The sequence below is a fragment of the Massilia cellulosiltytica genome (assembly GCF_047325105.1).
GTDB classification, from domain to species: Bacteria; Pseudomonadota; Gammaproteobacteria; order Burkholderiales; family Burkholderiaceae_D; genus Telluria; species Telluria orientalis.
Map to the genome: position 1 here is coordinate 5,885,105 of NZ_CP168562.1, position 24,071 is coordinate 5,909,175.

Consider the following 24,071-nt stretch of genomic DNA (forward strand, 5'->3'; position numbering starts at 1 on the left):
AGCTTACTCTTTGTGGACCGCGCTCCAGACCATGTCCGGCAGCGTCACGTCCACGGACATGGGCAGGTCGTCCGCCGCCTGCCCGAACAGCACGCGGTACGTGCCGGCGCGGACGCGCCAGCTGTTGTCCGCGACCTCGTACGTCGCCAGCAGGCGCGGATCGACGGCCTGCGTGAACGTGTTTGCGCCGCCTGCCTGCAGATCGAGCTTGTGGAACGCGACGAGACGCTTCGGCGCTTCCCAGCCCGACGCCTTCAGGTCCGCCGGTGCCACGTACACCTGCACGACACCCTTGCCCGCGAGCTTGCCCGTGTTGCGCAGCGCGGCGCCGACCGTCAGCGCGCCATTGGCGACGTTCGCCTTCGGCTCCGCGACGGCGAAGCTCGTATAGCTCAGGCCATGGCCGAACGCGAATAACGGTTTATACCCTTTCGCGTCGTACCACTTGTAGCCGATCGCCGCGCCTTCGTGATACGTGATGTGGACGGGGATGCCGTCCGGCTTGCCGAAGCCGGGGATCTCGGCATGCGCCAGCTGCGCGTTCGATGCGGGGAAGCTGATCGGCAGGTGCCCGGACGGATTCACTTTGCCGGTCAGGATGCGCGCGATCGCCTGGCCGCCGCGGATACCGGGATAAAACGCTTCCAGCACGGCCGGCGCCTGCGGCAGCCACGGCATCAGGATCGCACCGCCCGATTCCACGACGACGATCGTCTTCGGATTCGCGCGCGCGACGGCGGCGACCAGCGCATCCTGGTTGCCGTCCAGTTCCAGTTTGCCGTCGAAGCCCTCGCCCATCCACTGCGTCACGAACACGACGGCGACCTCGGACTGCTTGGCCAGTGCGACGGCGGCGTCGATGTCCTTGCCGCTCGCGTACGCAACCTTCGCCTTCGGCAGTTCGGCTTTCAACGCGGCCAGCGGCGCCGACGGCATGTAGATCACGGGGCCAGGCCACCTCGTCGGTTCCAGGTTCGGCACGGCATTGCCGCCGACGGGCGTCACGCCGGACGAACCGCCGCCCGCCAGCACGCCCTTGTCCGCATGGCCGCCGATGACGGCCACCGACTTCACGTTCGTCAGCGGCAGCAAATTGCCCTCGTTCTTCAGCAGCACCAGCGATTCCTCGGCGGCGCGCTGCGCGACGTTCGCATGCGCGGCGAAATCGATCTTGCCGGGCTTGGCCGGATCGTCGAACACGCCGGTCTGGAACAGCGGCCACAGGATGCGCTGCGCCATGTCGTCGAGGCGGTGCATCGACACCTCGCCCTTGTTCATCGCCTCCTTGAAATTCTTCGCCGAGTAGAACGGGCCGTGATGATTGCAGCACGGGTAGCCGGTGAACTGGTCGAGGCCATAGTTGGCGGCGTCCGCCGTCGAGTGGACGGCGCCCCAGTCGGCCATCACATAACCTTTGAACTTCCAGTCCTGCTTCAGCGTCTTGTTCAGCAGGTATTCGTTCTCGCACGCCCAGCGGCCGTTCACGAGGTTGTACGAGCACATGACGGAGCCCGGCTTCGACAGCTCGTCGACGAACTCGAACGCGAGCAGGTCCGACTGGCGCATCGCCTCGGGCGAGATCGTGACGTCGACCGTCGTGCGCTGGCTTTCGTGGTCGTTGACGGCGAAGTGCTTCATCGTCGACACCATGTGGCGCGCCTGGATGCCGTTGATGAGACCTGCCGCCATGCGGCCGGCCAGCAGCGGATCCTCGCCCACGTATTCGAAGTTGCGGCCATTGCGCGGCTCGCGCGCCAGGTTCGCGCCGCCGGCCAGGAACGTGTTGAAGCCGGAGGCGCGCGCCTCGTCCGCGATCATGCGGCCGCCCGCTTCGGAGACAGCCGGGTCGAAGCTGGCCGCCGTCGCCAGCGAGGACGGCAGCGCCGTGCGCTCCATGCCGCCCACGCGCACGCCGATCGACGCGTCGGTCTGCCACTGCGGCGGGATGCCGAGGCGCGCGATGCCCGGCACGTAGCCGGCCGAGCCCTCGATATGGTGTGCCGCGACGTCGGCCTTGATTGCCGGCGGCACGATATCGTCCGGCTGCTTCGCCAGGTCTTTTTTGTCCGTGTAGCTGACGATCAGCAGCAGCTTTTCGTCGAGCGTCATCGCGGCGACTGCGGCGCGGGCGCGTTCGTCGGCGGATTTCGATTTGTCGAGCCACGCGCGGTCCTGCGCCTGCGCGCCCATCGCCGCGCAGGCGAGAAGAACGGCTACGGTCGTCTGTTTCATCATGGTTGTCTCCTTGTTATTTGTTGTTTGCATCGATCACGCGGAATTCGCCGCCGACGTGCATCATGCTCATCAGGTACAGCATCCCGTCGAAATAGCGCTGCTCGCCGCTGGGCACGGGCGTGTCCCACAGCGCGCGCAGGAAGTCGTCGGACACCTGCCCCGGCGTGGCCGCCAGGCTGCCGACGGCGGCCGCCGCCAGCATGCCGGTCGAGTGGCGGTCGGACTGGGGCTTGCCGTCCAGCGTGTAACGGTCGGCGAAGCGGTCTATCCCTTGCGAAGACAGGAAGCGCTGGACGCGGTCGCTCAAGGCCTGCTGGCGCGGGTCCTTGTTCCACCAGCTGCGGTCGACGGACCAGTTGCTGATCGTGCGCCAGCTGTCGTAGCTGAACGAACCCGGGCTGCCGTCCCAGTTCTTCAGCGGCGTGCCGTCGAAATCGGCGCGGTCGGGGCCGAGGCCCGTCGCGGGGTCGGCCGTCTTCACGAAGAAGTCGCGGCTGACGCTCGCCGCGCGGGCCCAGAACGCGCGGTCTTCGCGCGGGCCCCAGCGCGCCCACAGCTCGTAGAACGCGGGCAGGTGGTACGACGGGTCGGTGCCGGGGATGAACGTCTCGGGCACGAAGCGGACCATCGCGTGGGCCTCGTCGACCATGGGCCCGACGGTGACGGCGCGCGGCGCGCGGTGCGGGCGCTGCGGCGGCCACGGCTTGCCGGCTTTCTGCGCCTGTTCCTGTGCGTGGCGGTTGTTGGGGCTGGGCCAGGGCGTGGCCGGCTCGATGAAGGGTTGATCGCCGGGGTGGATGCGGAACGGCGGCGTGGCCGTCACGACGGGGTGGTGCCGCATGCCGCGCAGGATGGTATCCGCTTCCTTCTGGTAGTCGTAGATGCCCTTGCCATTACCCCAGCGCCGCGCCGCGAAGTACAACGCCATCGCATAGTATTCCTCGCCGTCCGGCGCGGCCCCGGTGGCGCGCGGCGTGCCGTCCGTGCCCATCGACCACGCGAAATAGCCATGCGACGGGTTGGCGGGATCGGTCGTGAGCATATACGTCTTCGACCAGTTCCACAGCGCGTCGAACTCGCGCTTCTTGCCGAGTTGGACGGCGATCATCATGCCGTAGCTCATGCCTTCCGTGCGGGCGTCGTTGTTGGCCCAGTCCGTGATGTACGCGAGCGTGCCGTTGGCGTTGGCGCCCGTTTCGAAATAGACGCGCTCCTCCTGGCCATCGCCATGGAACAACCGCTGGAAGGCTTGCTCGATCTTCGCGTGCGTCTCGTGCGGGCTGCGGCCCAGGCGTTCGACGAACAGGTTGCGGTAGCGCTGCGTGCGGTAGGCGCCGGCGCCGTCGTCGGTTGCCGCCGTGGTGGTGGTGGCAGCGTCGTGAGTGGATGGTGCTTGCGCGTGGGCGGCACCGGCCCAGGCGAGGGTGATAGCGGTAACACCGCAAAGTAAAGTTGGTGCCCTCGACATTGTTTTTCTCTCGTTATAGGGGTTGTATGTCTCCTTGCCGCCACATTCGTGGAGCGTGGTCAGTGTACTACGCGCGTGACTGTTAGCAATGTTAATGACTTGTCATTACGGCGGCATCCAACACTTTGGACGGACGAAAAAAAACCGCCCCGGCAATGCCGGGGCGGCTTTCGATGTGGAGGCTTTATCGATTACATCGAGAACGACGAACCGCAACCGCAGGTCGACTGGGCGTTCGGGTTCTTGATGACGAACTGGGCGCCTTCGAGGTCGTCCTTGTAGTCGATCTCGGCGCCGACCAGGTACTGGTAGCTCATCGAGTCGATCAACAGCTGAACGCCGTTCTTTTCCATCGTCGTGTCGTCTTCGTTCACGATTTCGTCGAAGGTAAAGCCGTACTGGAAGCCCGAGCAACCGCCGCCCTGCACGAACACGCGCAGTTTCAGGTCGGGATTGCCTTCTTCCTCGATCAGTTGAGCAACCTTCTGGGCAGCGCTGTCGGTGAAATTGATGGGCGTGGGGATCGTGTCTTGTGCGTTTTGCACTTCGGCGACTGCATTCATGGATAAACTCCTGATTGGATTCGGATTTCGTCCATTATAGACCGTTGGCGCCAGTCATGCTGAAGCCCCTTCGGCCGCTACGCCGAGGTGGAAGACGGGTTCGGCGGCCGCCACCGACTCGGCGTGATGGGTCAGCTTGCCGGTGACGAGGGCGCCGCCGTGCATTTCCAGCAGGCGGTAATGAACATCTCCATGTATGCGGCCTTTCGGCTGCAATTCAAGGAGTTCGGACGAATACACCGTGCCCGCGATATACCCGTTGACGACGAGGTTGGAACAGCGCACCTCGCCTTCGATGCGCGCGTGTTCGGAGACGATCAGCACGCTGTCGTTGCCGTCCGCGGCCACCACGTTGCCGTGCACCTCGCCGTCGATGCGCAGGCCGCCGGTGAATACGAGATCCCCTTCGATGCGTGCGGAAATGCCGATCAGGCTATCGATTTCGCTTTTTGCGTTACGACCGAACATGATTGTCCCCTGTGCTTGGCGTTGGTTCTGTCCAACGGTCAATGTACCGTTGCCAACACAGGTCGCCTTGATCTGTGTCTGCAGATCAAGGCTTGCCAGGAGACGCGATTACGGCAGCAGCGCGATCTGCTTCAGGCCGGTACTTTCCGGCAGGCCGAACATCAGATTCATGCACTGCACGGCCTGGCCGGACGCGCCCTTGACGAGGTTGTCCTGTACGACGAGGATGACGACGGTGTTGCCGTTGTCCGGACGGTGCAGCGCGATGCGCAGCATGTTCGAACCGCGCGTCGAGCGGGTTTCCGGGTGCGAGCCAAACGGCATGACGTCGACGAATTCCGCGTCCTTGTACTGCTCTTCGAACAGGGCTTGCAGGGCTTCGTTCGTGATGTCCTGCGTGAGGCGCGCGTACAGCGTCGAATGCATGCCGCGGATCATCGGTACGAGGTGCGGCGTGAAGATCAGGCCGACTTTCTGGTCCGTGTAGCGCTGCAGCTGGGCCGACGTCTCCGGCGTGTGGCGGTGGCCATGCACGCCATAGGCCTTGAAGTTGTCGCTCGCTTCCGAGAACAGCGTGCCGATCTCGGCCTTGCGGCCCGCGCCGGACACGCCCGACTTGGCATCGGCGATCAGGTTGCCGGCGTCGATGATGCCCGCCTTCAGCAGCGGATAAAAGCCCAGCTGCATCGTGGTCGGATAGCAGCCCGGGTTGGCGATCAGGCGCGCCTTCTTGATGTCTTCGTGATTCAGTTCCGGCAGGCCATACACGGCCTCTTCCAGCAGGTCCGGCGCGCTGTGCGGGATCTTGTACCACTTCTCGAACGTGGCCTGGTCCTTCAGGCGGAAGTCGGCCGCGAGGTCGATCACTTTCACGCCGGCGGCGATCAACTCGGGCGCCTGGGCCATGGCGACGCCGTGCGGGGTCGCGAAGAACACGACGTCGCACTGCTTCAGGTCGGCCTTGTCCGGGCTCGAGAACGCGATGTCGACGTGGCCGCGCAGCGAGGGAAACATGTCGGCGACGGGCAGTCCGTCTTCCTTGCGCGAAGTGATGGCGGTCAGCTGCGCCTCGGGGTGGGCAGCGAGCAGGCGCAGCAATTCCACGCCCGTGTAGCCGGTGCCGCCAACGATGCCAACTTTGATCATGTCTGTTTCCCCTTGATAAATGGATACGTTCCGTACGAGCCCGCAATTTTAGCAGGCTGTCCTCGCATGTGCTGCATTGCCGCATGGCTAAAGTCTACATTCGGGGTCAGAGCACATTATTTTAAAGATTCGGGGTCAGAGCACATTTCCTGACAATTGCATCAGGGATAATGAATTTTTCTCCCGCAGAGGAGAAACGATCGGGTGACGACATCCGCCGAGGCGCAGAGACCTCGTTCCAACACGGCGAAAAAAATGTGCTCTGACCCCGAATTTAAAGAAAAAAGGGACCTGACCCCGAATTTGGGCAACAAAAAAGCCGCCGGCTTTGCAGCGGGCGGCTTTTCGGTTCGGCAGCAGCGCAAAAGCGCTGCAGATCCGATTAACGCTTCGAGAATTGCTTTGCGCGACGTGCTTTGCGCAGACCAACTTTCTTACGCTCGACTTCACGGGCGTCACGGGTGACGAAACCGGCACGTGCCAGGTCAGGCTTCAGGCCTGCGTCGTAGTCGATCAGAGCGCGGGTGATGCCGTGGCGCACTGCACCTGCCTGGCCGGACTCGCCGCCGCCATGCACGTTGACCTTGATGTCGAAACGCTCGACGTTGCCGGTCAGTTCCAGCGGTTGACGGATGACCATCAGGCCGGTTTCGCGCGAGAAGTATTCGGCGGCCGGTTTGCCGTTCACGATGATCTGGCCGGTGCCAGCTTTGATGAACACACGGGCCACTGCACTCTTGCGACGGCCGGTGCCGTAGTTGTAGTTACCGATCATGTCAGTTCCTTACTTAGATTTCGAGTGCTTTGGGTTGCTGGGCAGCGTGCGGGTGCGTAGCTTCCGCATACACTTTCAGCTTCTTGATCATTGCGTAGCCCAGCGGGCCCTTCGGCAGCATGCCTTTGACGGCTTTTTCCAGGGCGCGGCCCGGGAAACGCTGTTGCATTTTCAGGAAGTTGGTTTCGTAGATACCGCCCGGGTAGCCCGAGTGACGGTAGTACTTCTTGTCGTTGGCTTTGGTGCCGGTCACGCGCAGTTTGCCTGCGTTGACGACGACGATGAAATCACCGGTATCGACGTGCGGAGTAAATTCCGGCTTGTGCTTGCCGCGCAGTCGGAGTGCCACTTCGCTGGCAACACGTCCGAGGACTTTGTCCGTCGCGTCAATCACGTACCAATCGCGCTGGACTTCATGGCCCTTAGCGGAAAAAGTTTTCATGTTGACTTCCTATGTATAGGGAATTAATGCTCGAATGGTGGTTCCGCGGGCGATGCTACATCGCGGACTCTGCCTTATTGTCTTTTCCCGAGCAAATGGAAAGCCCACGACTATAGCCGATTCCTCACCCGACAGTCAAGCCGCACCAGACTGGAGCCAACGCAAAGACCTCCACGCCGAATCATGCAATTTTGCAACTTTTGATTGACCGCGAAATCGATGACAAATTAGTATGACCCGCATCAAAGAGGAGACTGCTTGTTGAAATCCATCCTGCTCCTGGGCGCACTGCTGGCGGCCGCGGTGCCGGCGGTACAGGCTGCGCCCACCACGCCGGCGCAAACGCGCAGCTGCCACCTGCCCGGCGTCGAGGAAGCCCTGCGCTGCCTGACCTTGCCCGTCCCACTCGAACCCGGCAAGCCGGCCACCCTGAACCTGCACGTGACGATCGCCCCCGCCCTGCGCCAGGGTGCGCGGCCGGATCCGCTGTTCGTGCTGGCAGGCGGTCCCGGTGAAGCGGGCAGCGACGTGCTCCCCCTGTTGTCCACCGCCTTCAAGCGCGTACGCGCCACGCGCGACATCGTGTTCGTCGACCAGCGCGGCACGGGGCTGTCCGGCAAGCTGGAATGCCCGTCCGACGCCGACGCGGATGCGCAGCCGAGCGATGCCGATGCCGACGCCGCCCTGCGCCGCTGCATCGCGTCCAGCAAGGCGCCGTTCGCCGCGTACACGACGGCCGCCGCGGCGCGCGACATCGAATCCGTGCGCCGCGCGCTGGGCTATGACAAGATCAACCTGTGGGGCGGCTCGTACGGGACGCGCCTCGCGCAGGCGTATGCGCGCGCCTACCCCGCGGGCACGCGCGCCCTGCTGCTCGACGCCGTCGCCGCGCCCGACCAGGTGATCCCGGCCGGGGGCCGCGACAGCCAGGCCGCGCTCGACCAGTTGTTTGCCCAGTGCGCCAGGGATGCCGCCTGCGCCCGCGCCTATCCGAACCTGCGCGGCGAATTCGACGCCCTCGTCGGCAAGCTCGATGCCGCGCCGTTGACACTCAACCTGCCCGACCCGCGCACGGCGCGCCAGATCGACGTCACGATGACGAGCGCGCGCCTGCTCGACACCGTGCGCAACATGTTGTACGCGCCGGCCGACGCGCGCCGCCTGCCGTTCCTCGTGCACAGCGCGAGCGCGGGCCGCTGGCAGCCGTTCGTCGCGCGCCGCAACCTGGCCGCCGACTTTTCTCCCGACGGCTCGCCGGCCACGCTGCTGCACCTGGCCGTCGTCTGCGCCGAGGACATGCCGCGCTTTACGCCCGCGCTGGCCGCGAGCGATGCGAGTCCGCTGACGCGCACCTTGGCCGACCGCCTGCGCGGCCTGTGCCGCGCCATGAACGTGCCGGCCGTGCCGGAGACGCCCCCCACGCGCATCGCCGCGCCCGTGCTGCTGCTGTCCGGCGCCCAGGACCCGGTCACGCCGCCGCGCCGCGCCCAGGACGCCGCCCGCTTCATGGACCATGCCCAGCTGCTGACGGCGCCGAACGCCGGCCACGGCGTGTCGCAACTGGGCTGCGCCCCGCGCCTGTTGCGCACCTTCCTCGACCGGCCCGACGCGAAAGTCGACGGCGCCTGCCTGAACGAGATCCCGGCCCCGACCTTCCAGCTCGGCAGCGCCGGACCGCAACCCTGAACACAGGCCTCTCCTTATGATCGAAGCACATGAAGTCCGCAAGCACTTCGGCGCCGTGCAGGCGCTGGGAGGCGTCAGCTTCACGGCGCGCGACGGCCACATCACCGCGCTGCTGGGGCCCAACGGCGCCGGCAAGACGACCCTGCTGCGCACCCTCGTCGGGATGCTCAAGCGCGACCATGGGACCATCGCCATCGACGGCATCGACCCGGAACGCGACCCGCTCGCCGTGCGCGCCAACATCGGCTTCCTCACCGACCAGTTCGGGCTGTACGAGCGCCTGTCCACGCGCGAATACCTCACGTATTTCGGCGAGTTGAACGGCATGGACGGACGCGCGCTCGCCGCGCGCATCGACGAGGTCTCGGAAATGCTCGCGATGGACGACATCCTGGAACGCCGCAGCAAAGGATTTTCTCAGGGCCAGCGCATCAAGGTAGCCCTCGCGCGCGCACTGCTGCACCGCCCGCGCCACCTGCTGCTGGACGAGCCCACGCGCGGCCTGGACGTGATGAGCACTCGCGCCGTGCGCCATGCGCTGTCCACGCTGCGCAAGGAAGGATGCTGCGTCGTGATGGCCACACACGTGATGCAGGAGGTGAGTCATCTGTGCGACGACGTGATCGTCATCGCCAAGGGCCATACGGTGGCCCAGGGCACGCCGGACGACCTGTGCCGCCGCACCGGCATCGCCAACCTGGAAGACGCGTTCGTCCGCCTGGTCGGCACCGACGAAGGGATCGTCTCATGACCTCGAAATTCCTCGTCGTCTTCAAAAAGGAGTTCCGCGAATCGCTGCGCGACAAGCGCTCGCTCGGCCTCCTCGCCCTGTTCACGCTGATGTACCCGGTGCTGCTGGGCGTCCTGCTGCACCAGTGGATCGACCGCGCGACGAAGCCCGAGCGCGAAGGCATCGTGCTGGCCGTGATCGGCGGCGCGCAGGCGCCCACGTTGATGGCCCAGCTGAAGCAGAAGAACGTCACCGTGCGCGACACGCCGCCCATGGACGAAGCCGCGATCGGCGACCTGCTGCGCGCCCACAAGGCGGCGGCCGTGCTGCGCCTGCCCGGCAAGTACGCGAGCGACTACGCCGCGATGCGGCCCGCGCGCATCGAGCTGTGGTTCGACTCGTCGACGGAGCAGGATGGCCGGCGCGACGTCGAGGACGTGCTGAACGCCTACGGCGCCAACGTCGCCAGCGCGCGCCTGCTGGCGCACGGCGTGTCGCCGGCCGCGCTGTCGCCCGTGCAGGTACAGCGCTACGACACGGGCACGACGGCCGCGCGTTCGGCCGGCGTCATCGGCGGCATCCTCGGCTTCCTGTTCTTCCCCGCGTTCATCTGCGGCCTGTCCGCGGCGGTGGATTCCACGGCGGGCGAACGGGAACGGCGCTCGCTCGAAGTGCTGATGGCGCAACCCGTGCGCACGTGGGAACTCGTCGCCGGCAAGTGGCTCGCCGCCGCGGCGCTGGCAGTCATCGGCATCACGCTGGAGCTGATGCTGGCGCATGCGATCCTGTCGTGGATGCCGCTGGAAGAAATCGGCATGAGCTGGCGCGTGGGCTGGGGACGGCTGCTGCTCGTCTGCCTCGCGTCCGTGCCGCTGTCGCTGTTCGCGGCGGCCATGCAGATCGCGGTGGCGATGAACGCGCGCTCGTTCAAGGAGGCGCAGAGCGTGCTGTCGATCGTGATGCTGGTGCCGATGCTGCCGGGGCTCGCCGTGTCGATGCTGGAACTCAAAACGGCGTCGTGGATGTACCTCGTGCCGATGCTGTCGAACCAGACCCTGCTCCGCGAGACGGCGAAGGGCGGCGACATCGGCTTCCTGCCGTTCGTGCTGACGTTCCTCTGCTCCGCCCTCGCGGCGTGGGCGGCCGTCGCATTCGCCGCGTGGCGCATGAAGAGCGAGCGTTACGTGCTGGCCGTCTGAGGCGTTATCAGCACGGTGCGTCGCGCTGGCTTAGAATGAACGTCTTTACCTGTCAACAAAGCGGAGAAATCGATGGAAGTCAAAGTCAGCTGGAACGGACCCTCCGGGATGAGCTTCCGGGCCGAAACCGGCTCCGGCCACCTGGTGAACATGGATGGCGCCCCCGAGGGCGGCGGCCACAACCTGGCACCGCGCCCGATGGAAATGGTGCTGCTGGGTACCGGCGGCTGCACCGCCTACGACGTCGTGCTGATCCTCAAGCGCAGCCGGGAAGACGTGCGCGGTTGCGACGTCACGCTGAAGGCCGAGCGCGCCGAGACGGATCCGAAGGTGTTCACGAAGATCCACTTCCACTTCACCGTCACGGGCCGCAACCTCAAGGAAGCGACCGTCGAACGCGCGGTCAACCTGTCGCACGACAAATACTGCTCGGCGTCGATCATGCTGGCCAAGACGGCCGAGATCACGCACTCGTTCGAGATCGTCGAAGGCTGAGCCTCAGCCTCAGATGTAGTACGCCGTCGTGGTCATCACCTTGGCCATGGCGCGCATCGCGGCCTTGACCGGCAACGGCATCTCGGCCGCGCCCATTTCCTGCGCTTTTGCCCCGTGTTCGATCTCGTCGTCGCGCATCTGCGTGACGATCGCGCGCGACTTCGCGTCCTGCGGCGGCAACTGGTCGAGGTGGCTGTTCAGGTGCGCCTCGACCTGGCGCTCAGTCTCCACGACGAAGCCGAGGCTGACGGCGTCGCCCAGGCGCGATGCGACCGTCCCCAGCGCATAGGCGCCGGCATACCACAGCGGATTCAACAGGCTCGGCTGCGAACCCAGTTCGGCCAGGCGTTCGGCCGTCCAGGCCAGGTGGTCTTCTTCCTCGCGTCCGGATTTGGCGAACTGCGTGCGCATGGCCTGCGTCGACGCACGGCGGCCCTGGGCATCGTACAGCGCCTGGGCGCACACTTCGCCCACGTGGTTCACGCGCATCAGGCCAGCGCTGTGACGCTGTTCCTGGGTATTCAATTCGCAGTCCGGGGCAGAGACGCCCGGATTCGGCCGCGCGGCCTTCGCCACGCCGCCCACGACGCGCAAGGCCTTGTCGAAGCCGACGATCAGGTGGTCAAGAGGGTTGATGGTGCGGGTTGTCATGAGGGACCTTCTTCCAGCTTGTTGTTCGATAACCCGAATTATATGCCCTCGTCCGCCGCCCCTTCCTCACGTGTCTCCCGGGCACGCTTCTGCGCCTCCAGCCAGTCGTGCACGGGCCCTTCCACCTCCAGCTTCGAGATGTTTTTCGCGACGCCCAGGTTCAGCTCCAGCAGGAACGGGATCGAATCCGGCGGCACGTCGGTGCACGTGGTCGTGAACGCGGTCATGAAGCGCGCGGATTGCACGACCGGCAACACGTCCTTGCCGCTCATGAATTGCAGGACGCTCGTGATCGTGTGCCCGCCGCCGATCGTGTGGTAGATGAACCGGTTGAACTCGCGGTCCACGGTCTTGAAATCGATGGTTTCCTTCGTCATCAGGTTGGCCAGGTAGTAAAGGCCGACGGCGACACGGAACCAGTCCGTCGACTCGGCCCGGGTGCGGCCCTGGCGCATAACGGCCAGGATGTTGTCCTTGTTGATGAGAGTATCCATAGGACCATTATGCATGTTCTTGCCGGGCCAGGATATCACCGGCAATGTTGCCAGAATAGACATGAGTCGTTCCGCGCTGTATGCTGGCCTGCATCCTGCTCCCGCTTTTCTGCACTCTGGACTTGTGAAAATGCCGTGTGTCGCACCGCTGCTGCCGGGTCGGCTCCTTTTTAATACAATGCAACAGTCATGAAATACGTGCATTGTCACGAGCAATGGAGTCTCCATGGAATTACAAATCCGCAACTTGTCCAAGACCTATGCCAATGGCGTGGTCGCGCTGGACAGGGTCTCGCTGAGCATCCCGCCCGGGATGTTCGGCCTGCTCGGCCCCAACGGCGCCGGCAAGTCGACCCTGATGCGGATCCTCGCCACCCTGCAGGAATGCGACAGCGGCTCCGTCTTCCTGGACGACATCGACGTACTGGACGAAAAGGATGAAGTGCGCCGCCTGCTGGGCTATCTGCCGCAGGACTTCGGCGTGTACCCGAAAGTGACTGCCTACGAACTGCTCGACCATTTCGCGCAACTGAAAGGCTTGGCGCAGCGCCACCGCCGGCGCGAAGTCGTCGACGCGCTGCTGCAGCAGACCAATCTGTTCGAGGTGCGCAACCAGAAGATGGGCACCTTCTCCGGCGGCATGCGCCAGCGCTTCGGCATCGCCCAGGCGCTGCTCGGCGACCCGCAACTGATCATCGTCGACGAGCCGACGGCCGGCCTCGACCCGCAGGAACGCGTGCGCTTCCACAACCTGCTGTCCGACATCGGCGAGGACAAGACCGTGATCCTGTCCACGCACATCGTGTCCGACGTGGCCGACCTGTGCGCCAACATGGCGATCATCAACAAGGGCCACGTGCTGCTGTGCGGCGAGCCGGTGCGCCTCATCGAAGGCATCGAGGGCAAGATCTGGGCGCGGGTCGTCGGCAAGGCCGACCTGCCCGCGTTCCAGAAGCGCCACACCGTCATCTCCACGCGCCTGCTGTCCGGCCGCACCCTGATCCACGTGTACGCGGACCGCTATCCCGGCGATGACTTCGAGCCGATCCACCCGACCCTGGAAGACGTCTACTTCGCCACCATCGCCGGCCGCCACAACGACTTGGCCGGGAACTGCTGATTCATGGGCGCGCTCCTCGCCATCGCCGGCTTCGAGGCCCGGCAGCGCCTGAAGCTGCTGTCGACTTGGGTGTATTTCCTTGCCTTTTTCGCGCTGGCCCTGCTGTGGATGGCCGCCGCGGGCGGCGTCTTCAAGGAAGCCTTCGTCTCGTTCGGCGGCCGCGTGCTGATCAACGCGCCGCGCCAGATCGCGCTGAGCGCGGCGTTCCTCGGCTCCCTCGGCGTCATCGTCGTCGCCGCGATGATGGGCCGCTCGGTGCAGCAGGACTTCGAATACGAGATGCACCACTTCTTCTTCAGCGCCCCGATCCCGAAGTACGCGTACGTGTTCGGACGCTTCCTCGGCGCGCTGGCGACACTCGCCGTCGTGTTCTCGGCCATCCTGTTCGGCACCCTGCTGGGGGCCGCGCTGCCCGGCATCGATCCCGCCCGCCTGGGGCCGTATTCCGTCGCGGGCTACCTGCTGCCCTACTTCCTCACCCTGCTGCCGAACCTGTTCATCTTCGGCGCCATCTTCTTCGTGCTCGCGGCGCTCACGCGGCGCATGCTGCCCGTGTACGTCGCCAGCGTCGTCATGCTGATCGGGTACATCGTCGCGCCGTCGCTGGCGCGCGACCTCGATTACAAGACGCTCGCCGCGCTGATCGATCCGTTCGGCACGACGGCGCTGATCCGCCTCACCGAGTACTGGAACCTCACGGAGCGCAACACGCTGCAGGTCCCGTTCGCAGGCGTCTATCTGATCAATCGCGCCATCTGGTCGCTGTTCTCGCTCGTCGTCCTGCTGCTCGGCTATTGGCGCTTCAGCTTCGTATCCACGCCGGCCGGCCGGCGCGGCCAGGCGCGGCCCGAACCGGAAAGCGCGCCGCAAGCGCCGACCGGCATGGCCGACCTGCACGAGCCGCCCGATTTCGCCGCGCGCAACCTCGCCGTGCTGCTGGCCAGGTCGAGCTGGATGAATCTGCGCGAGGCGGTCAAGAACGTCTACTTCGCCGTGATCGTCCTGGCCGGCATGCTGACCCTCATCGTCAGCTCGCTGGACCTGGGCGCGATCTACGGCACGAAAACGTACCCGGTCACCTACATGGTGCTGGAACTCATACGCGACGTGTTCGCGCTGTTCGTCCTCATCGTCACGACGTTCTATGCGGGCGAGATGGTGTGGCGCGAGCGTGAGGCGCGCATGGCACAGATGATGGACGCGCTGCCCGTCCCGAGCTGGCTGCCGCTGGCCGCCAAGACCATCGCCCTCGTCGGCCTGCAGGTCCTGCTGCTGCTGGCCGCGATGGTGTGCGGGATGGGCATCCAGCTGGCGCACGGCTACCTGACCCTGGAACCGGGCCTGTACCTGGCGACGCTGTTCGGCATCCTGCTGCCCCGCTACGTGCTGCTGGCCGTGCTGGCGATCGCCGCGCAGGCCATCCTGAACCATAAATACCTCGCGTACTTCGCGCTGGTCACGTATTACGTCATCACGCTGTTCCTCGGCGGCTTCGGCCTAGACCACCCGATGCTCGTGTACGGCGCGCTGCCGGACATCACCTATTCCGCGATGAACGGCTTCGGCCACTACCTGCCGCTGCAGCGCACCCTGCAAATCTACTGGGGCGGCGCGGCGATCATCCTGTTCACCGTCGCGCTCGTGCTGTGGCCGCGCGGCGTGAGCGACAGCTTCGCCGAACGCCTGCAGCTGGCGCGCCGGCGCCTGACGCCGGGCGTGCTCGCCGGCTTCGCGGCCGGCATCCTCGTGTTCGCGGCCAGCGGCGGCCTGCTGTGGTACAACCTCGTCCACCTCGGCACCTACCAGACGGCCTGGCACAAGGAACAGGTACGCGCCGACTACGAGCTGCGCTACAAGCGTTTCGCCAAATTGCCGCAGCCGCGCATCACCGACGTCGGCCTGCAGGTCGACATCCATCCCGATACCCGCACGCTGAAGGTCCACGGCTTCTATCAACTGGAAAACCGGACGGCTTCTCCGATCCGCGACGTCATCCTGTTCCAGAAGCCCGGCCCCGACTTCCGTCCGCGCTTCGCGCAGGCGGCGCGGCTGCTGCGCGCCGATCCGCAGCACGGCTTTTATCACTACCTGCTGGCGTCTCCCCTGCAGCCGGGCGCGCGCACGGCGCTGGAATTCGACCTGCTGGACGCGCCGGGCGGGGTGCTGGGCCTGGGCCGCGACACGGCCGTCGTCGGCAACGGCACCTTCTTCAGCAATGAGGTGCTGCCGCACGTGGGCTACCAGCGCACGGTCGAGCTGGAGGACGACCGCGACCGCAAGCGCCACGGCCTCGCGCCGCGCGAACGCATGGCCGCGCACGAGAACGAAGCGGCGCGCGCGAACAGCTACATCGCCAACGACGCCGACTGGATCCGCTTCGACGCCGTCGTCAGCACGAGCCCGGACCAGACCGTGGTCGCGCCGGGCATGCTGGAGCAGGAATGGATGAGCGGCGGCCGGCGCTGGTTCCATTACAAGGCCGACAAACCCGTCCTGAATTTTTATACGTTCCAGTCGGCGCGCTACGAAGTGCGCCACGACCGCTGGCAGGACGTGACGATCGACGTCTACTACCACCCCGGCCACGAATTCAATGTCGACCGCATGATCCGCGGCGCCAAGGCGGCCCTGGAATACGGCACGAAGCACTTCAGCCCCTACCAGAACCGCGAACTGCGCATCGCGGAATTCCCCCGCTACGCGTCGTACGCGCAGGCGGCGCCGGGCACGATCCCGTTCTCGGAAAGCGTCGGCTTCATCGCCAAGGTCGATCCGGACTCGCGCAAGGATATCGACTACCCGTACTACGTCAGCGCGCACGAGGTGGGCCACCAGTGGTGGGCGCACCAGATCGTCGGCGCCGACATGCGCGGCGCGACCGTGCTGTCGGAAAGCCTGGCCGAATACACGGCGCTGATGTCGATGAAGAACACGCTGGGCTCCAGCAAGATGCGGCGCTTCCTGCGCTACGACCTCGAGGAATACCTGATGGGCCGCGCGCGCGAGAACAAGAAGGAGCTGCCGCTCGCGCAGAACGAGAACCAGAGCTACATCCACTACCACAAGGGCAGCCTCGCGATGTATCTGCTGCAGGACCTGGTCGGCGAGGATGCCGTCAACGGCGTGCTGCACGGCCTGCTGCTGGAGTATGCGTACAAGGGGCCGCCGTATCCGACCGTCGCGACGCTCGTCGAGCGCCTGCGCGGCGTCACGCCACCGGACAAGGCCTACCTGATCGACGACCTGTTCGAATCCATCGTCCTGTACGAAAACCACGTCGACGGCGCGACGGCGCGCCGCCGCCCGGACGGCAAATACGAGGTCGAGATCCGCGCCACCGCGGGCAAGGTGCGCGCCGGCGACCAGGGCGAGGAACAGCCGCAACAGCTGCGCGACTACATCGAATTCGGCGTGGATGACGAGGCGGGCAACCCGCTCGCGCGCGAGCGCAGGCTCGTGACGCAGGCCGACCAGCGGGTGGTCCTGGTGGTCGCCGGCCGCCCCGCACGGGCCGGTATCGACCCCGACAACAAGCTGATTGACAGGAAACCGACAGACAACATGCAGCCTGTCGACATGCACTGAACTTCACGTTATGATCTGGTCACAATATCCTGCTAGGAGACCTTCATGCCTATCGTCGCCGAACTGGCCGCCCAGATCCAGCAACTGTCCGCCCAGGACAGGCACGAGCTGTTGCGTCTGCTGATGGTGGACAGCGATGACGGCGACCAGGATGCCGACGAAGCGTGGCGCAACGAGATCGTGCGCCGCGTGAAGGCGATCCGCAACGGCGAAGCGGCCATTCGCGCCCTGCAGGACGACTGGCGCGAATAACGCCGGCGTTGAAGATAAAAAAACCGCGATGCCGGATGGGTCGCGGTTTTTTTTATCGTCATTCCCGCGAAGGCGGGAATCCATACTGAGTTCCGGAACTCGATGCATGCGCAATCAAGCAGATGCTTCGAATTCTGTACGTCAGCATGGGTCCCCGCCTTCGCGGGGACGACGTGATGTATTTATTCGCCCGCGACCGCCTTCTTGGACGCCGTCGCGCGCTTCGCCGGTGCCTTGCGGGCCGCGGCCGTCTTGGCCGGGGCCTTGGCCGCAGCAGCCTTGGCCGCCGGCTTTGCCGCAGCCTTGCGCGCGGCCGGCTTGGCGGCCGCCGTCTCCGCACCGCTGTCGGCACCGTCACCCTCGTCTTTCGCTTTCGCGCCCGGCTTGGCCTTGCGCTCCTCGAACTCGAAGCTGATCTTGCCGTCCTTGCCACGCACGAGGAAGGCCTTGAACGAGCGGCGGGTACGCTGCGACACGAAGCCCGGCAGCAGATCGGTCTTGCCGTCGTTCAGCAGCTTGGCCATCTGCTCCGGCAGGATTTCCTGCTGGAGGATGATGCGGCTGCTGCGGAAGTCGCAGGTCTTCGGCTTGGCCACCGTGTGCTCGCAGACGTACGCGAGGCCCATCTCGTAGACGTTGCCGGTGCATTTCGGGCACGGGCCGAGCGGGGTCTGGCCGGTGAAGTCGACGCCCTCGCCGTCCTCGCCTTCGTCCTGGTCCTGGCCGAAGTCGAACTCCAGCTTGTAGTTGTGGATGTCCTCGTCGCGCACGATGCGCAGGATCGCGGCGAACGGGCGGCCCATCTTCGAGCGGAAGCCCTGCAGCGGGCCGATCGTGCGGTTGGCCAGCAACTCCTCGACTTCCTCGATCTCGAACTGGCGGCCGCCCGGCACCTTGCTCATCGAGAAATCGCATTTGGTGCACGCGAAGCGGCGGTAGTTTTCCTTGACGACGCCGCCGCAGTTCGGGCACGGCGTGCGCAACGTCGCGTACTCGCCCGGGATCGTGTCGTTGTTGTATTCCTTGGCGCGCTTGACGATGATCTCGGTCATCTCGGCGATCTCGCGCATGAATTCTTCGCGCGAAATCTGGCCCTTTTCCATCTGCGACAGCTTGTGTTCCCACTCGCCCGTCAGTTCCGGCGCCGTCAATTCGTTCACGCCCAGGCCGCGCAGCAGGGTCATCAGCTGGAACGCCTTGGCCGTCGGGATCAGCTCGCGCCCTTCGCGCAGCAGGTATTTTTCCGTCAGCAGGCCTTCGATGATCGCCGCGCGCGTGGCCGGCGTGCCGAGGCCCTTGCCGGCCATCGCGTCGCGCAGTTCGTCGGAATCGACCAGCTTGCCGGCACCTTCCATCGCCGACAGCAGCGTCGCTTCGTTGTAGCGCGCGGGCGGTTTGGTGACGAGGCCGTTGGCGTTGACCTTTTCGGTGAGCACCTTCTCGCCCTTCGCCACCGGCACGAGGCTGGCGCCGTCCTTGTCGTCGCCCGTCGTGTCCTTGCCGTACACGGCCAGCCAGCCGGGGTTCGTCATGACCTTGCCTTCGGTCTTGAACTGGTGGCCTTCCACTTCCGTGTAGCGGGTCGTGACGAGGAATTCCGCGGCCGGGAAGAACACGGCCATGAAGCGGCGGGTGACGAGGTCGTACAGTTTCTGTTCCGGCTCGGACAGGTTCTTCGGCACGACGCCGGTCGGGATGATCGCGAAGTGGTCCGAGATCTTGCTGTTGTCGAAGATGCGCTTGTTCGGCTTGACCCAGCCCTTGTCCAGGATCTGCTTGGCGAACTGGTGGTAGTTCGAATTGCCTTTCAACACTTCCAAGGTCGACTTGACGGTGTCCAGGTAGTCTTCCGGCAGCGCGCGCGCATCGGTACGGGGATAGGTCAGCACCTTGTGCTTTTCGTACAGCGCCTGGGCCAGGCCCAGCGTGTTCTTGGCCGAGAAGCCGAAGCGGCCGTTGGCCTCGCGCTGCAGCGACGTCAGGTCGAACAGCGCGGGCGCCATCGACGTCGTCGGTTTCGATTCCTCGGTGACATTACCTTGCTTGCCCATGCAAGCGGCGACGATCGCTTCCGCGTCGACCTTGGCCCACAGGCGCTCGGCGCGTTTTTCCGGGTCGGCGTCGTCCTTCTTGAACTTCGTGTCGAGCCAGCGGCCTTCGTACATGCCGGCTCCGGCGCGGAATTCCGCGCGCACTTCCCAGTAATCGCGCGCAACGAATTTCTTGATCTTCTCTTCGCGCTCGACGACGATCGACAGCGTCGGCGTCTGCACGCGGCCCACGGTCGTCAAGTAGAAGCCGCCCTCTTTCGAGTTAAACGCGGTCATCGCACGGGTGCCGTTGATGCCGATCAGCCAGTCCGCTTCCGAGCGGCAACGTGCGGCATCGGCGAGCGGCAGCATTTCCTTGTCGCTGCGCAGGTGGGCGAAGCCGTCGCGGATCGCGGTCGGCGTCATCGACTGCAGCCACAGGCGCTTGACAGTCTGCTTGGCCTTGGCGTTCTGGGCGATCAGGCGGAAGATCAGTTCACCTTCGCGGCCCGCGTCGCATGCGTTGATCAGGGTGTCGACATCCTTGCGCTTGATCAGCTTGTTCAGCACTTTGAGGCGCGACTCGGTCTTCGCGATGGGATTCAGCGCGAAGTACGGCGGAATCATCGGCAGGTGCGTAAAACTCCATTTGCCGCGCTTGACGTCGTATTCCTCGGGCACCGCGATCTCGAGCAGGTGGCCGACGGCGGACGACAGGACGTATTCGTCGGATTCGAAATACTCATCGTGCTTGGTAAAGCCGCCGAGCGCCTTGGCGATGTCGTTCGCCACGGAGGGCTTTTCGGCAATGATGAGGGCTTTGGTCATAGGGTTCCTAAGTCGGGCGGCGATGTAAGCCGGCCGTTTGATAGCTTATTAGTAACAACTGGCAGATAGCGGCCAATGATAAGCGGGTTGCCGCGCAATCCGCAAGTAGACTCTGCCTGCGTGCGCCTTGATGCAACCCGGCCATGCTGCCTTGAAAAATACGCGTGATCTTGCTCTACCGCAAGAAAAAACGGGGCCGCAGCCCCGTTTCACTATGTAGATGATAGCACCGTCAATGCAGCAGGCGCGGCGCCGCATCTTCCTCGTCCGACCCGAACAGGTCGTCGAACATCAGCGCGTCCGGCTCCTTGCCCTGGCTCCACAGGAGCATCAGGACGATGATCTTCAGCTTGCCCAGCGTGACAGGCGATTCGTCCAGCGCCAGCGCGCGTTCGATGACGATCTCGCGCTGCGACGCGGTCAACAGGCCGGCCAGTTCCAGGAACTGGATGAAGCCGACAGCGGCACTGCCGAGCGTATCGACTTCCTGGGCGATATAAAAGCGCGTACCGCTCGATTCGAGGGCCGGATTGGTAGTCCCGGCCATTTCCGTCAGGCCATTCAGCCAGTCCAGCGCCTCGGAAATTTCGACATCGTCGAAACCGACGGCAGACAGCTTGCGTGCCAGGGCAGCCGGCTCGGGGCAGGCATCGGGACGATAATACGTCTCGTAAAGATAGACTAGGATGTCGAACATGGTGACGCTACTGTAGCAGCTAAGCTCCGTGCGGCACAAGTGCGTCACGTGCTCCACTGCCGTGCGGAAACATCAGCGTTGTTTATCGGCCTTATCGCCTTCGCCACCCCATTTTCCGCTCATTATCCCTTCCATATCCTCTGGATGAGGCCTCCCGGCAGCCGTTCGAGACGCCCTGACAACTCCAGCACGAGCAGGCGCGCGGCCAGTTCTCCGGGGCTACAGCCGAGGCGCGCCAGCAATATGTCGGATTCGACGGGGTCGTGGCCGAGGGCGTCCAGCAGCGCGGCGTCCGCCGGCATGCTGGAGTGCCTGGCGGCACTGTTATCCATCTTGGTATCTGTTAACGACATATCTGGCGGGGGTAGCCGGGCCGCTTGCTGCGCCACCAGCGGCGACAGCGCGAGCGCTTCCAGGACGTCCCGCGCCGTGTCGACGAGCTTCGCGCCTTCGCGGATCAGCATGTGGCAGCCCTTGGCCAGCGCGGCGTGGATGGAGCCGGGAATCGCGAACACGTCGCGCCCCTGCTCGGCCGCCTGGCGCGCCGTGATCAGCGAGCCGGACCGCACCGCCGCCTCCACGACGAGGACGCCGGCCGCGAGACCGCTGATGATCCTATTCCGCTTCGGGAAATTGCCCGGCAGGGGCGGCGTGCCGATCGGATATTCGCTGACGATGCAGCCTTCCAGCGCGATGCGCTCGCACAGGTCGCGGTTGCGGGCGGGATAGGCGAGGTCCGCTCCGGTGCCGACGACGGCGACCGTCCCGCCGCAACGGCGCAGCGCGCCCTCGTGCGCGGCCGCGTCGATGCCGAGCGCGAGACCGGACACGATGCACAGGCCGGCACCGGATAACGCTTCCGCGAACGCCAGCGCATTCGCCCTGCCTTGCGCGCTGGCATTGCGGCTGCCGACGACGGCCAGGCACGGGCCATCCAGCACATGGGGCAGTCCTCTAATATAAAGAAGCAAAGGCGGATCGGGGATCCGGGCCAGCAGCTCGGGATAGCCGGGCTCGCCCAGCGCGACGACGTGGCGGCCGGGCAGCGCAAGCCAGTCCAGCGTGGCATCGAGCAGTTTGCGGGTGGCATCGGCCGGCGGTTGCAGCAGCGCGTGCGCCTGGGCCGGGTGCACGTGGGCGGCCAGCGCCGAATAGTCGGCGGCGAACACGGCGTCCGGGCTGCCGAACGCGTCCAGCAGTGCGGCGGCCGTGCGCGGTCCGATGCCGGCGGTGCGCTCCAGGCGGAGCCAGGCTGCCAGGGAAGAGGATCGTGCAGGCGCTGCGGAAAGGTCCGTGTCCTGCACGGTGGATTCACTCCGGTGATCGTGCGACGTCGCCGACCTGCACCGGCTGCGTCACCTGCATGACCAGTCCGTAAGAGACGTGGTCGAAAACCCGGAAGATGAACAGGTCGCCGTATTGCTCGTCCGGGAGCCTCAGTTTCGCCTTGCCGAACCCGAGGAAACCTTTGCTTTCCGGGTCCGTCACGGTCTGCCCGAGATGATAAAGCCGCAGCACGGCGCCGACATCGAGTCCGTCAAGCGTGCCCCGGTTGACAGTCACCACCTGGTTCTGCGACGCGTAATTCGATTCGGACGCGAGCGCCATCACGCGCGCCGCCACCGGCCGCGCGGGCGCGTGCGGGACATAGTTGCGCACCGGCGTGGCCGGCGTCGGCAACAGACGGTCGCCGACGCCCATTTCCTTCACGGAGCGGGTGACGGCGAACGTGTGGACGTCCGTGCCCGGCCCCGCTTCCTTCACGAGGCGGGCCGTGCCGACATACGCCGCTTCGTGGGCAACGACCTTGCCGGACTCCGGATCGACCAGTTCCTTGCCCGGCCGGAAGACCTGGAAACTGGTTGCGCCGTCGAGCGCGCCGCGCACATAGATGCGGTCGCCCTCGCCCAGGTACAGCCGGTCTTCCTGCGCGGCGACGATGCGCGCGGCATTCGCCAGTGCCTGCGCCTCGACGACGAGCGGCTGGGTCAGGAACGGTTCGATCGCGCCGGCCGGAATCGCGGGCACGGCATTGTCCTGGCCGATATTTTCCGTGCGCAATTGCGGAGCGAGACGCACGAGGGGAGGCTCGCCGGCATCCGTGTCGCTGCCCGGCTTGTTCAGCGTCAGGCGGCCGCGGGCGCGATCGAAATAGACGACCTGGCCCGGATAGATCCAGTGCGGATTGCGGATCTCGTCGCGGTTCATGCCCCACACCTGGGGCCAGCACCACGGGTGCTCGAGGAAGGCGCCGGAAATGTCCCACAAGGTATCGCCCTTGACGACGACGTGCTGGTCGGGGGCATTCGGGCGGAAGGCGCAGTTCGTGGCGGCCTGGGCGGAAACGGCGGCGCAGGAGGCGAAAAGGGCCGCGGCGGCGGCGCGGATCGCGAGCGACCGGGCAACGCCTGTGCTAAAATTTTTCATTGGAGAGTCCGTAAAGTGCCGTATCGACACGGGTGCTACGCCACCTCGGCCGGCAACAACGCAGGAACCAGACGACTCTTCGACCGCGCAGCGGATCATGAAGGGTCGCAATAGTTGCCTTACTGAATCAAATTCTGCCGAGAAATCCCTGAACTAGCAAGACAAACCGCACCCGGGAGCGGGGGCGGCGTGTTGCGTTTATGCCCGCGCGGCCCAATATACCGATTACTGATTGATTTCGAATACACAGCCATGGCCTTACTGAACATTCTCCGCTACCCCGACCCGCGCCTGCACAAGGTTGCCAAGCCGGTCACCGAATTCGGCGACCGCCTCCACACGCTGGTGGCGGACATGGCCGAGACCATGTACGACGCCCCGGGCGTGGGCCTGGCCGCCACGCAGGTGGACGTGCACGAGCGCATCGTCGTCATCGACGTGACCGAGACCAAGGACAACCTGCTGGTCTTCGTCAACCCGGAAATCGTCTGGTCCAGCCCGGACAAGCAGGTCTATGACGAAGGCTGCCTGTCCGTGCCGGGCATCTATGACGGCGTCGAGCGTCCTTCGCGCGTGAAAGTGCGTGCCGTCGACCAGTTCAACAAGCCGTTCGAGATCGAGGCCGACGGCCTGCTGGCCGTGTGCATCCAGCACGAGCTGGACCACTTGATGGGCAAGGTTTTCGTGGAATACCTGTCGCCGCTGAAGCGCAACCGCATCAAGACGAAGCTGCAGAAGGAAGAACGCGACATGCAGCGCTCGTCCGCCCGCCGCGCATGA

At 65.2% G+C, this 24,071-nt stretch carries 21 protein-coding genes; 8 read left to right on the plus strand and 13 right to left on the minus strand.

Annotated elements, in window-relative coordinates:
• Positions 1-3: 3 nt before the first annotated feature.
• The 7 genes from ACEN9H_RS25800 to rplM all read right to left on the minus strand — a co-directional run bounded on the left by ACEN9H_RS25800 (position 4) and on the right by rplM (position 7,097).
• Complete coding sequence (locus ACEN9H_RS25800; RefSeq protein WP_413672576.1) at positions 4-2,235, minus strand: beta-glucosidase; 2,232 nt, start codon at positions 2,233-2,235, stop codon at positions 4-6.
• A gap of 13 nt (positions 2,236-2,248) precedes the next feature.
• On the minus strand, positions 2,249-3,703 hold the full coding sequence (locus tag ACEN9H_RS25805) for a glycosyl hydrolase family 8 (protein ID WP_413672577.1): 1,455 nt from the start codon (positions 3,701-3,703) through the stop codon (positions 2,249-2,251).
• Positions 3,704-3,894: 191 nt separating this feature from the next.
• A complete protein-coding gene (gene erpA, locus ACEN9H_RS25810; protein ID WP_056122323.1) occupies positions 3,895-4,266 on the minus strand; it encodes an iron-sulfur cluster insertion protein ErpA in 372 nt (123 codons plus the stop codon).
• Between the two features lie 54 nt (positions 4,267-4,320).
• Positions 4,321-4,734, minus strand: a complete 414-nt coding sequence (locus tag ACEN9H_RS25815) for a bactofilin family protein (RefSeq protein WP_056122320.1) — start codon at positions 4,732-4,734, stop codon at positions 4,321-4,323.
• A 108-nt stretch (positions 4,735-4,842) separates the two neighbouring features.
• Entirely contained in the window at positions 4,843-5,880 is a 1,038-nt protein-coding gene (gene argC, locus ACEN9H_RS25820) for an N-acetyl-gamma-glutamyl-phosphate reductase (RefSeq protein ID WP_413672578.1), read from the minus strand.
• 382 nt (positions 5,881-6,262) lie between these two features.
• A complete protein-coding gene (rpsI, locus tag ACEN9H_RS25825; protein WP_323143189.1) occupies positions 6,263-6,655 on the minus strand; it encodes a 30S ribosomal protein S9 in 393 nt (130 codons plus the stop codon).
• Between the two features lie 13 nt (positions 6,656-6,668).
• Positions 6,669-7,097 (minus strand): 50S ribosomal protein L13, encoded by a 429-nt coding sequence (gene rplM / locus ACEN9H_RS25830; protein ID WP_036235400.1) that lies wholly within the window; start codon positions 7,095-7,097, stop codon positions 6,669-6,671.
• A 258-nt stretch (positions 7,098-7,355) separates the two neighbouring features.
• Between rplM and ACEN9H_RS25835 the strand changes: the two genes are divergently transcribed.
• From ACEN9H_RS25835 to ACEN9H_RS25850, 4 genes are all read left to right on the plus strand, one after another.
• On the plus strand, positions 7,356-8,783 hold the full coding sequence (locus ACEN9H_RS25835) for an alpha/beta hydrolase (protein ID WP_413672579.1): 1,428 nt from the start codon (positions 7,356-7,358) through the stop codon (positions 8,781-8,783).
• Between the two features lie 16 nt (positions 8,784-8,799).
• Complete coding sequence (locus tag ACEN9H_RS25840) at positions 8,800-9,534, plus strand: ATP-binding cassette domain-containing protein (protein WP_413672580.1); 735 nt, start codon at positions 8,800-8,802, stop codon at positions 9,532-9,534.
• The gene (locus ACEN9H_RS25845) at positions 9,531-10,712 is read left to right on the plus strand and encodes an ABC transporter permease (protein ID WP_413672581.1); all 1,182 of its coding nucleotides are present in this window, start codon (positions 9,531-9,533) and stop codon (positions 10,710-10,712) included. Before ACEN9H_RS25840 ends, ACEN9H_RS25845 begins: the two co-directional genes overlap by 4 nt.
• 72 nt (positions 10,713-10,784) lie before the next feature.
• Positions 10,785-11,207, plus strand: coding sequence for an OsmC family protein (locus ACEN9H_RS25850; protein ID WP_036235392.1), 423 nt, complete (start codon positions 10,785-10,787; stop codon positions 11,205-11,207).
• A gap of 9 nt (positions 11,208-11,216) precedes the next feature.
• Here ACEN9H_RS25850 and coq7 read toward each other — a convergent pair whose 3' ends face one another.
• Complete coding sequence (gene coq7, locus ACEN9H_RS25855; protein WP_056122305.1) at positions 11,217-11,858, minus strand: 2-polyprenyl-3-methyl-6-methoxy-1,4-benzoquinone monooxygenase; 642 nt, start codon at positions 11,856-11,858, stop codon at positions 11,217-11,219.
• Positions 11,859-11,896: 38 nt separating this feature from the next.
• Positions 11,897-12,352 carry a hypothetical protein gene (locus ACEN9H_RS25860; RefSeq protein WP_413672582.1) on the minus strand — a complete coding sequence of 152 codons (456 nt, stop codon included), beginning with the start codon at positions 12,350-12,352 and terminating at the stop codon, positions 11,897-11,899.
• Between the two features lie 226 nt (positions 12,353-12,578).
• On the opposite strand from ACEN9H_RS25860, the gene ACEN9H_RS25865 reads away from it, so the two are divergent.
• From ACEN9H_RS25865 to ACEN9H_RS25875, 3 genes are read left to right on the plus strand one after another with little or no spacing between them, the layout of a single operon-like run.
• On the plus strand, positions 12,579-13,472 hold the full coding sequence (locus ACEN9H_RS25865) for an ABC transporter ATP-binding protein (protein ID WP_413672583.1): 894 nt from the start codon (positions 12,579-12,581) through the stop codon (positions 13,470-13,472).
• A 3-nt stretch (positions 13,473-13,475) separates the two neighbouring features.
• Positions 13,476-17,057: a M1 family aminopeptidase gene (locus tag ACEN9H_RS25870; protein WP_413672584.1), complete on the plus strand. Its 3,582-nt coding sequence runs from the start codon at positions 13,476-13,478 to the stop codon at positions 17,055-17,057.
• 45 nt (positions 17,058-17,102) lie between these two features.
• Positions 17,103-17,309, plus strand: a complete 207-nt coding sequence (locus ACEN9H_RS25875; protein WP_056122293.1) for an addiction module protein — start codon at positions 17,103-17,105, stop codon at positions 17,307-17,309.
• Positions 17,310-17,491: 182 nt separating this feature from the next.
• Here the strand turns inward: ACEN9H_RS25875 and ACEN9H_RS25880 are convergent, their stop codons facing one another.
• The 4 genes from ACEN9H_RS25880 to ACEN9H_RS25895 all read right to left on the minus strand — a co-directional run bounded on the left by ACEN9H_RS25880 (position 17,492) and on the right by ACEN9H_RS25895 (position 23,291).
• Positions 17,492-20,167: a DNA topoisomerase III gene (locus tag ACEN9H_RS25880; protein WP_413672585.1), complete on the minus strand. Its 2,676-nt coding sequence runs from the start codon at positions 20,165-20,167 to the stop codon at positions 17,492-17,494.
• 232 nt (positions 20,168-20,399) lie between these two features.
• On the minus strand, positions 20,400-20,864 hold the full coding sequence (locus ACEN9H_RS25885) for a DUF494 family protein (protein ID WP_036235377.1): 465 nt from the start codon (positions 20,862-20,864) through the stop codon (positions 20,400-20,402).
• Between the two features lie 122 nt (positions 20,865-20,986).
• Positions 20,987-22,168: a DNA-processing protein DprA gene (gene dprA / locus ACEN9H_RS25890; protein ID WP_413672586.1), complete on the minus strand. Its 1,182-nt coding sequence runs from the start codon at positions 22,166-22,168 to the stop codon at positions 20,987-20,989.
• A gap of 7 nt (positions 22,169-22,175) precedes the next feature.
• Positions 22,176-23,291 (minus strand): LysM peptidoglycan-binding domain-containing protein, encoded by a 1,116-nt coding sequence (locus ACEN9H_RS25895; protein ID WP_413672587.1) that lies wholly within the window; start codon positions 23,289-23,291, stop codon positions 22,176-22,178.
• Between the two features lie 252 nt (positions 23,292-23,543).
• Between ACEN9H_RS25895 and def the strand changes: the two genes are divergently transcribed.
• Positions 23,544-24,071 (plus strand): peptide deformylase, encoded by a 528-nt coding sequence (def, locus tag ACEN9H_RS25900; RefSeq protein WP_056122281.1) that lies wholly within the window; start codon positions 23,544-23,546, stop codon positions 24,069-24,071.

Excerpts from the sequence above, each read along its gene's own strand:
- rplM (WP_036235400.1), bottom strand. The coding sequence starts at position 7,097 with ATGAAAACTTTTTCCGCTAAGGGCCATGAAGTCCAGCGCGATTGGTAC.
- ACEN9H_RS25880 (WP_413672585.1), bottom strand. The coding sequence starts at position 20,167 with ATGACCAAAGCCCTCATCATTGCCGAAAAGCCCTCCGTGGCGAACGAC.
- coq7 (WP_056122305.1), bottom strand. The coding sequence starts at position 11,858 with ATGACAACCCGCACCATCAACCCTCTTGACCACCTGATCGTCGGCTTC.
- erpA (WP_056122323.1), bottom strand. The coding sequence starts at position 4,266 with ATGAATGCAGTCGCCGAAGTGCAAAACGCACAAGACACGATCCCCACG.
- ACEN9H_RS25805 (WP_413672577.1), bottom strand. The coding sequence starts at position 3,703 with ATGTCGAGGGCACCAACTTTACTTTGCGGTGTTACCGCTATCACCCTC.
- ACEN9H_RS25895 (WP_413672587.1), bottom strand. The coding sequence starts at position 23,291 with ATGAAAAATTTTAGCACAGGCGTTGCCCGGTCGCTCGCGATCCGCGCC.
- ACEN9H_RS25885 (WP_036235377.1), bottom strand. The coding sequence starts at position 20,864 with ATGTTCGACATCCTAGTCTATCTTTACGAGACGTATTATCGTCCCGAT.
- ACEN9H_RS25840 (WP_413672580.1), top strand. The coding sequence starts at position 8,800 with ATGATCGAAGCACATGAAGTCCGCAAGCACTTCGGCGCCGTGCAGGCG.
- def (WP_056122281.1), top strand. The coding sequence starts at position 23,544 with ATGGCCTTACTGAACATTCTCCGCTACCCCGACCCGCGCCTGCACAAG.
- ACEN9H_RS25870 (WP_413672584.1), top strand. The coding sequence starts at position 13,476 with ATGGGCGCGCTCCTCGCCATCGCCGGCTTCGAGGCCCGGCAGCGCCTG.
- ACEN9H_RS25845 (WP_413672581.1), top strand. The coding sequence starts at position 9,531 with ATGACCTCGAAATTCCTCGTCGTCTTCAAAAAGGAGTTCCGCGAATCG.
- ACEN9H_RS25850 (WP_036235392.1), top strand. The coding sequence starts at position 10,785 with ATGGAAGTCAAAGTCAGCTGGAACGGACCCTCCGGGATGAGCTTCCGG.
- ACEN9H_RS25860 (WP_413672582.1), bottom strand. The coding sequence starts at position 12,352 with ATGGATACTCTCATCAACAAGGACAACATCCTGGCCGTTATGCGCCAG.
- argC (WP_413672578.1), bottom strand. The coding sequence starts at position 5,880 with ATGATCAAAGTTGGCATCGTTGGCGGCACCGGCTACACGGGCGTGGAA.
- ACEN9H_RS25865 (WP_413672583.1), top strand. The coding sequence starts at position 12,579 with ATGGAATTACAAATCCGCAACTTGTCCAAGACCTATGCCAATGGCGTG.
- ACEN9H_RS25875 (WP_056122293.1), top strand. The coding sequence starts at position 17,103 with ATGCCTATCGTCGCCGAACTGGCCGCCCAGATCCAGCAACTGTCCGCC.
- rpsI (WP_323143189.1), bottom strand. The coding sequence starts at position 6,655 with ATGATCGGTAACTACAACTACGGCACCGGCCGTCGCAAGAGTGCAGTG.
- ACEN9H_RS25815 (WP_056122320.1), bottom strand. The coding sequence starts at position 4,734 with ATGTTCGGTCGTAACGCAAAAAGCGAAATCGATAGCCTGATCGGCATT.
- ACEN9H_RS25800 (WP_413672576.1), bottom strand. The coding sequence starts at position 2,235 with ATGATGAAACAGACGACCGTAGCCGTTCTTCTCGCCTGCGCGGCGATG.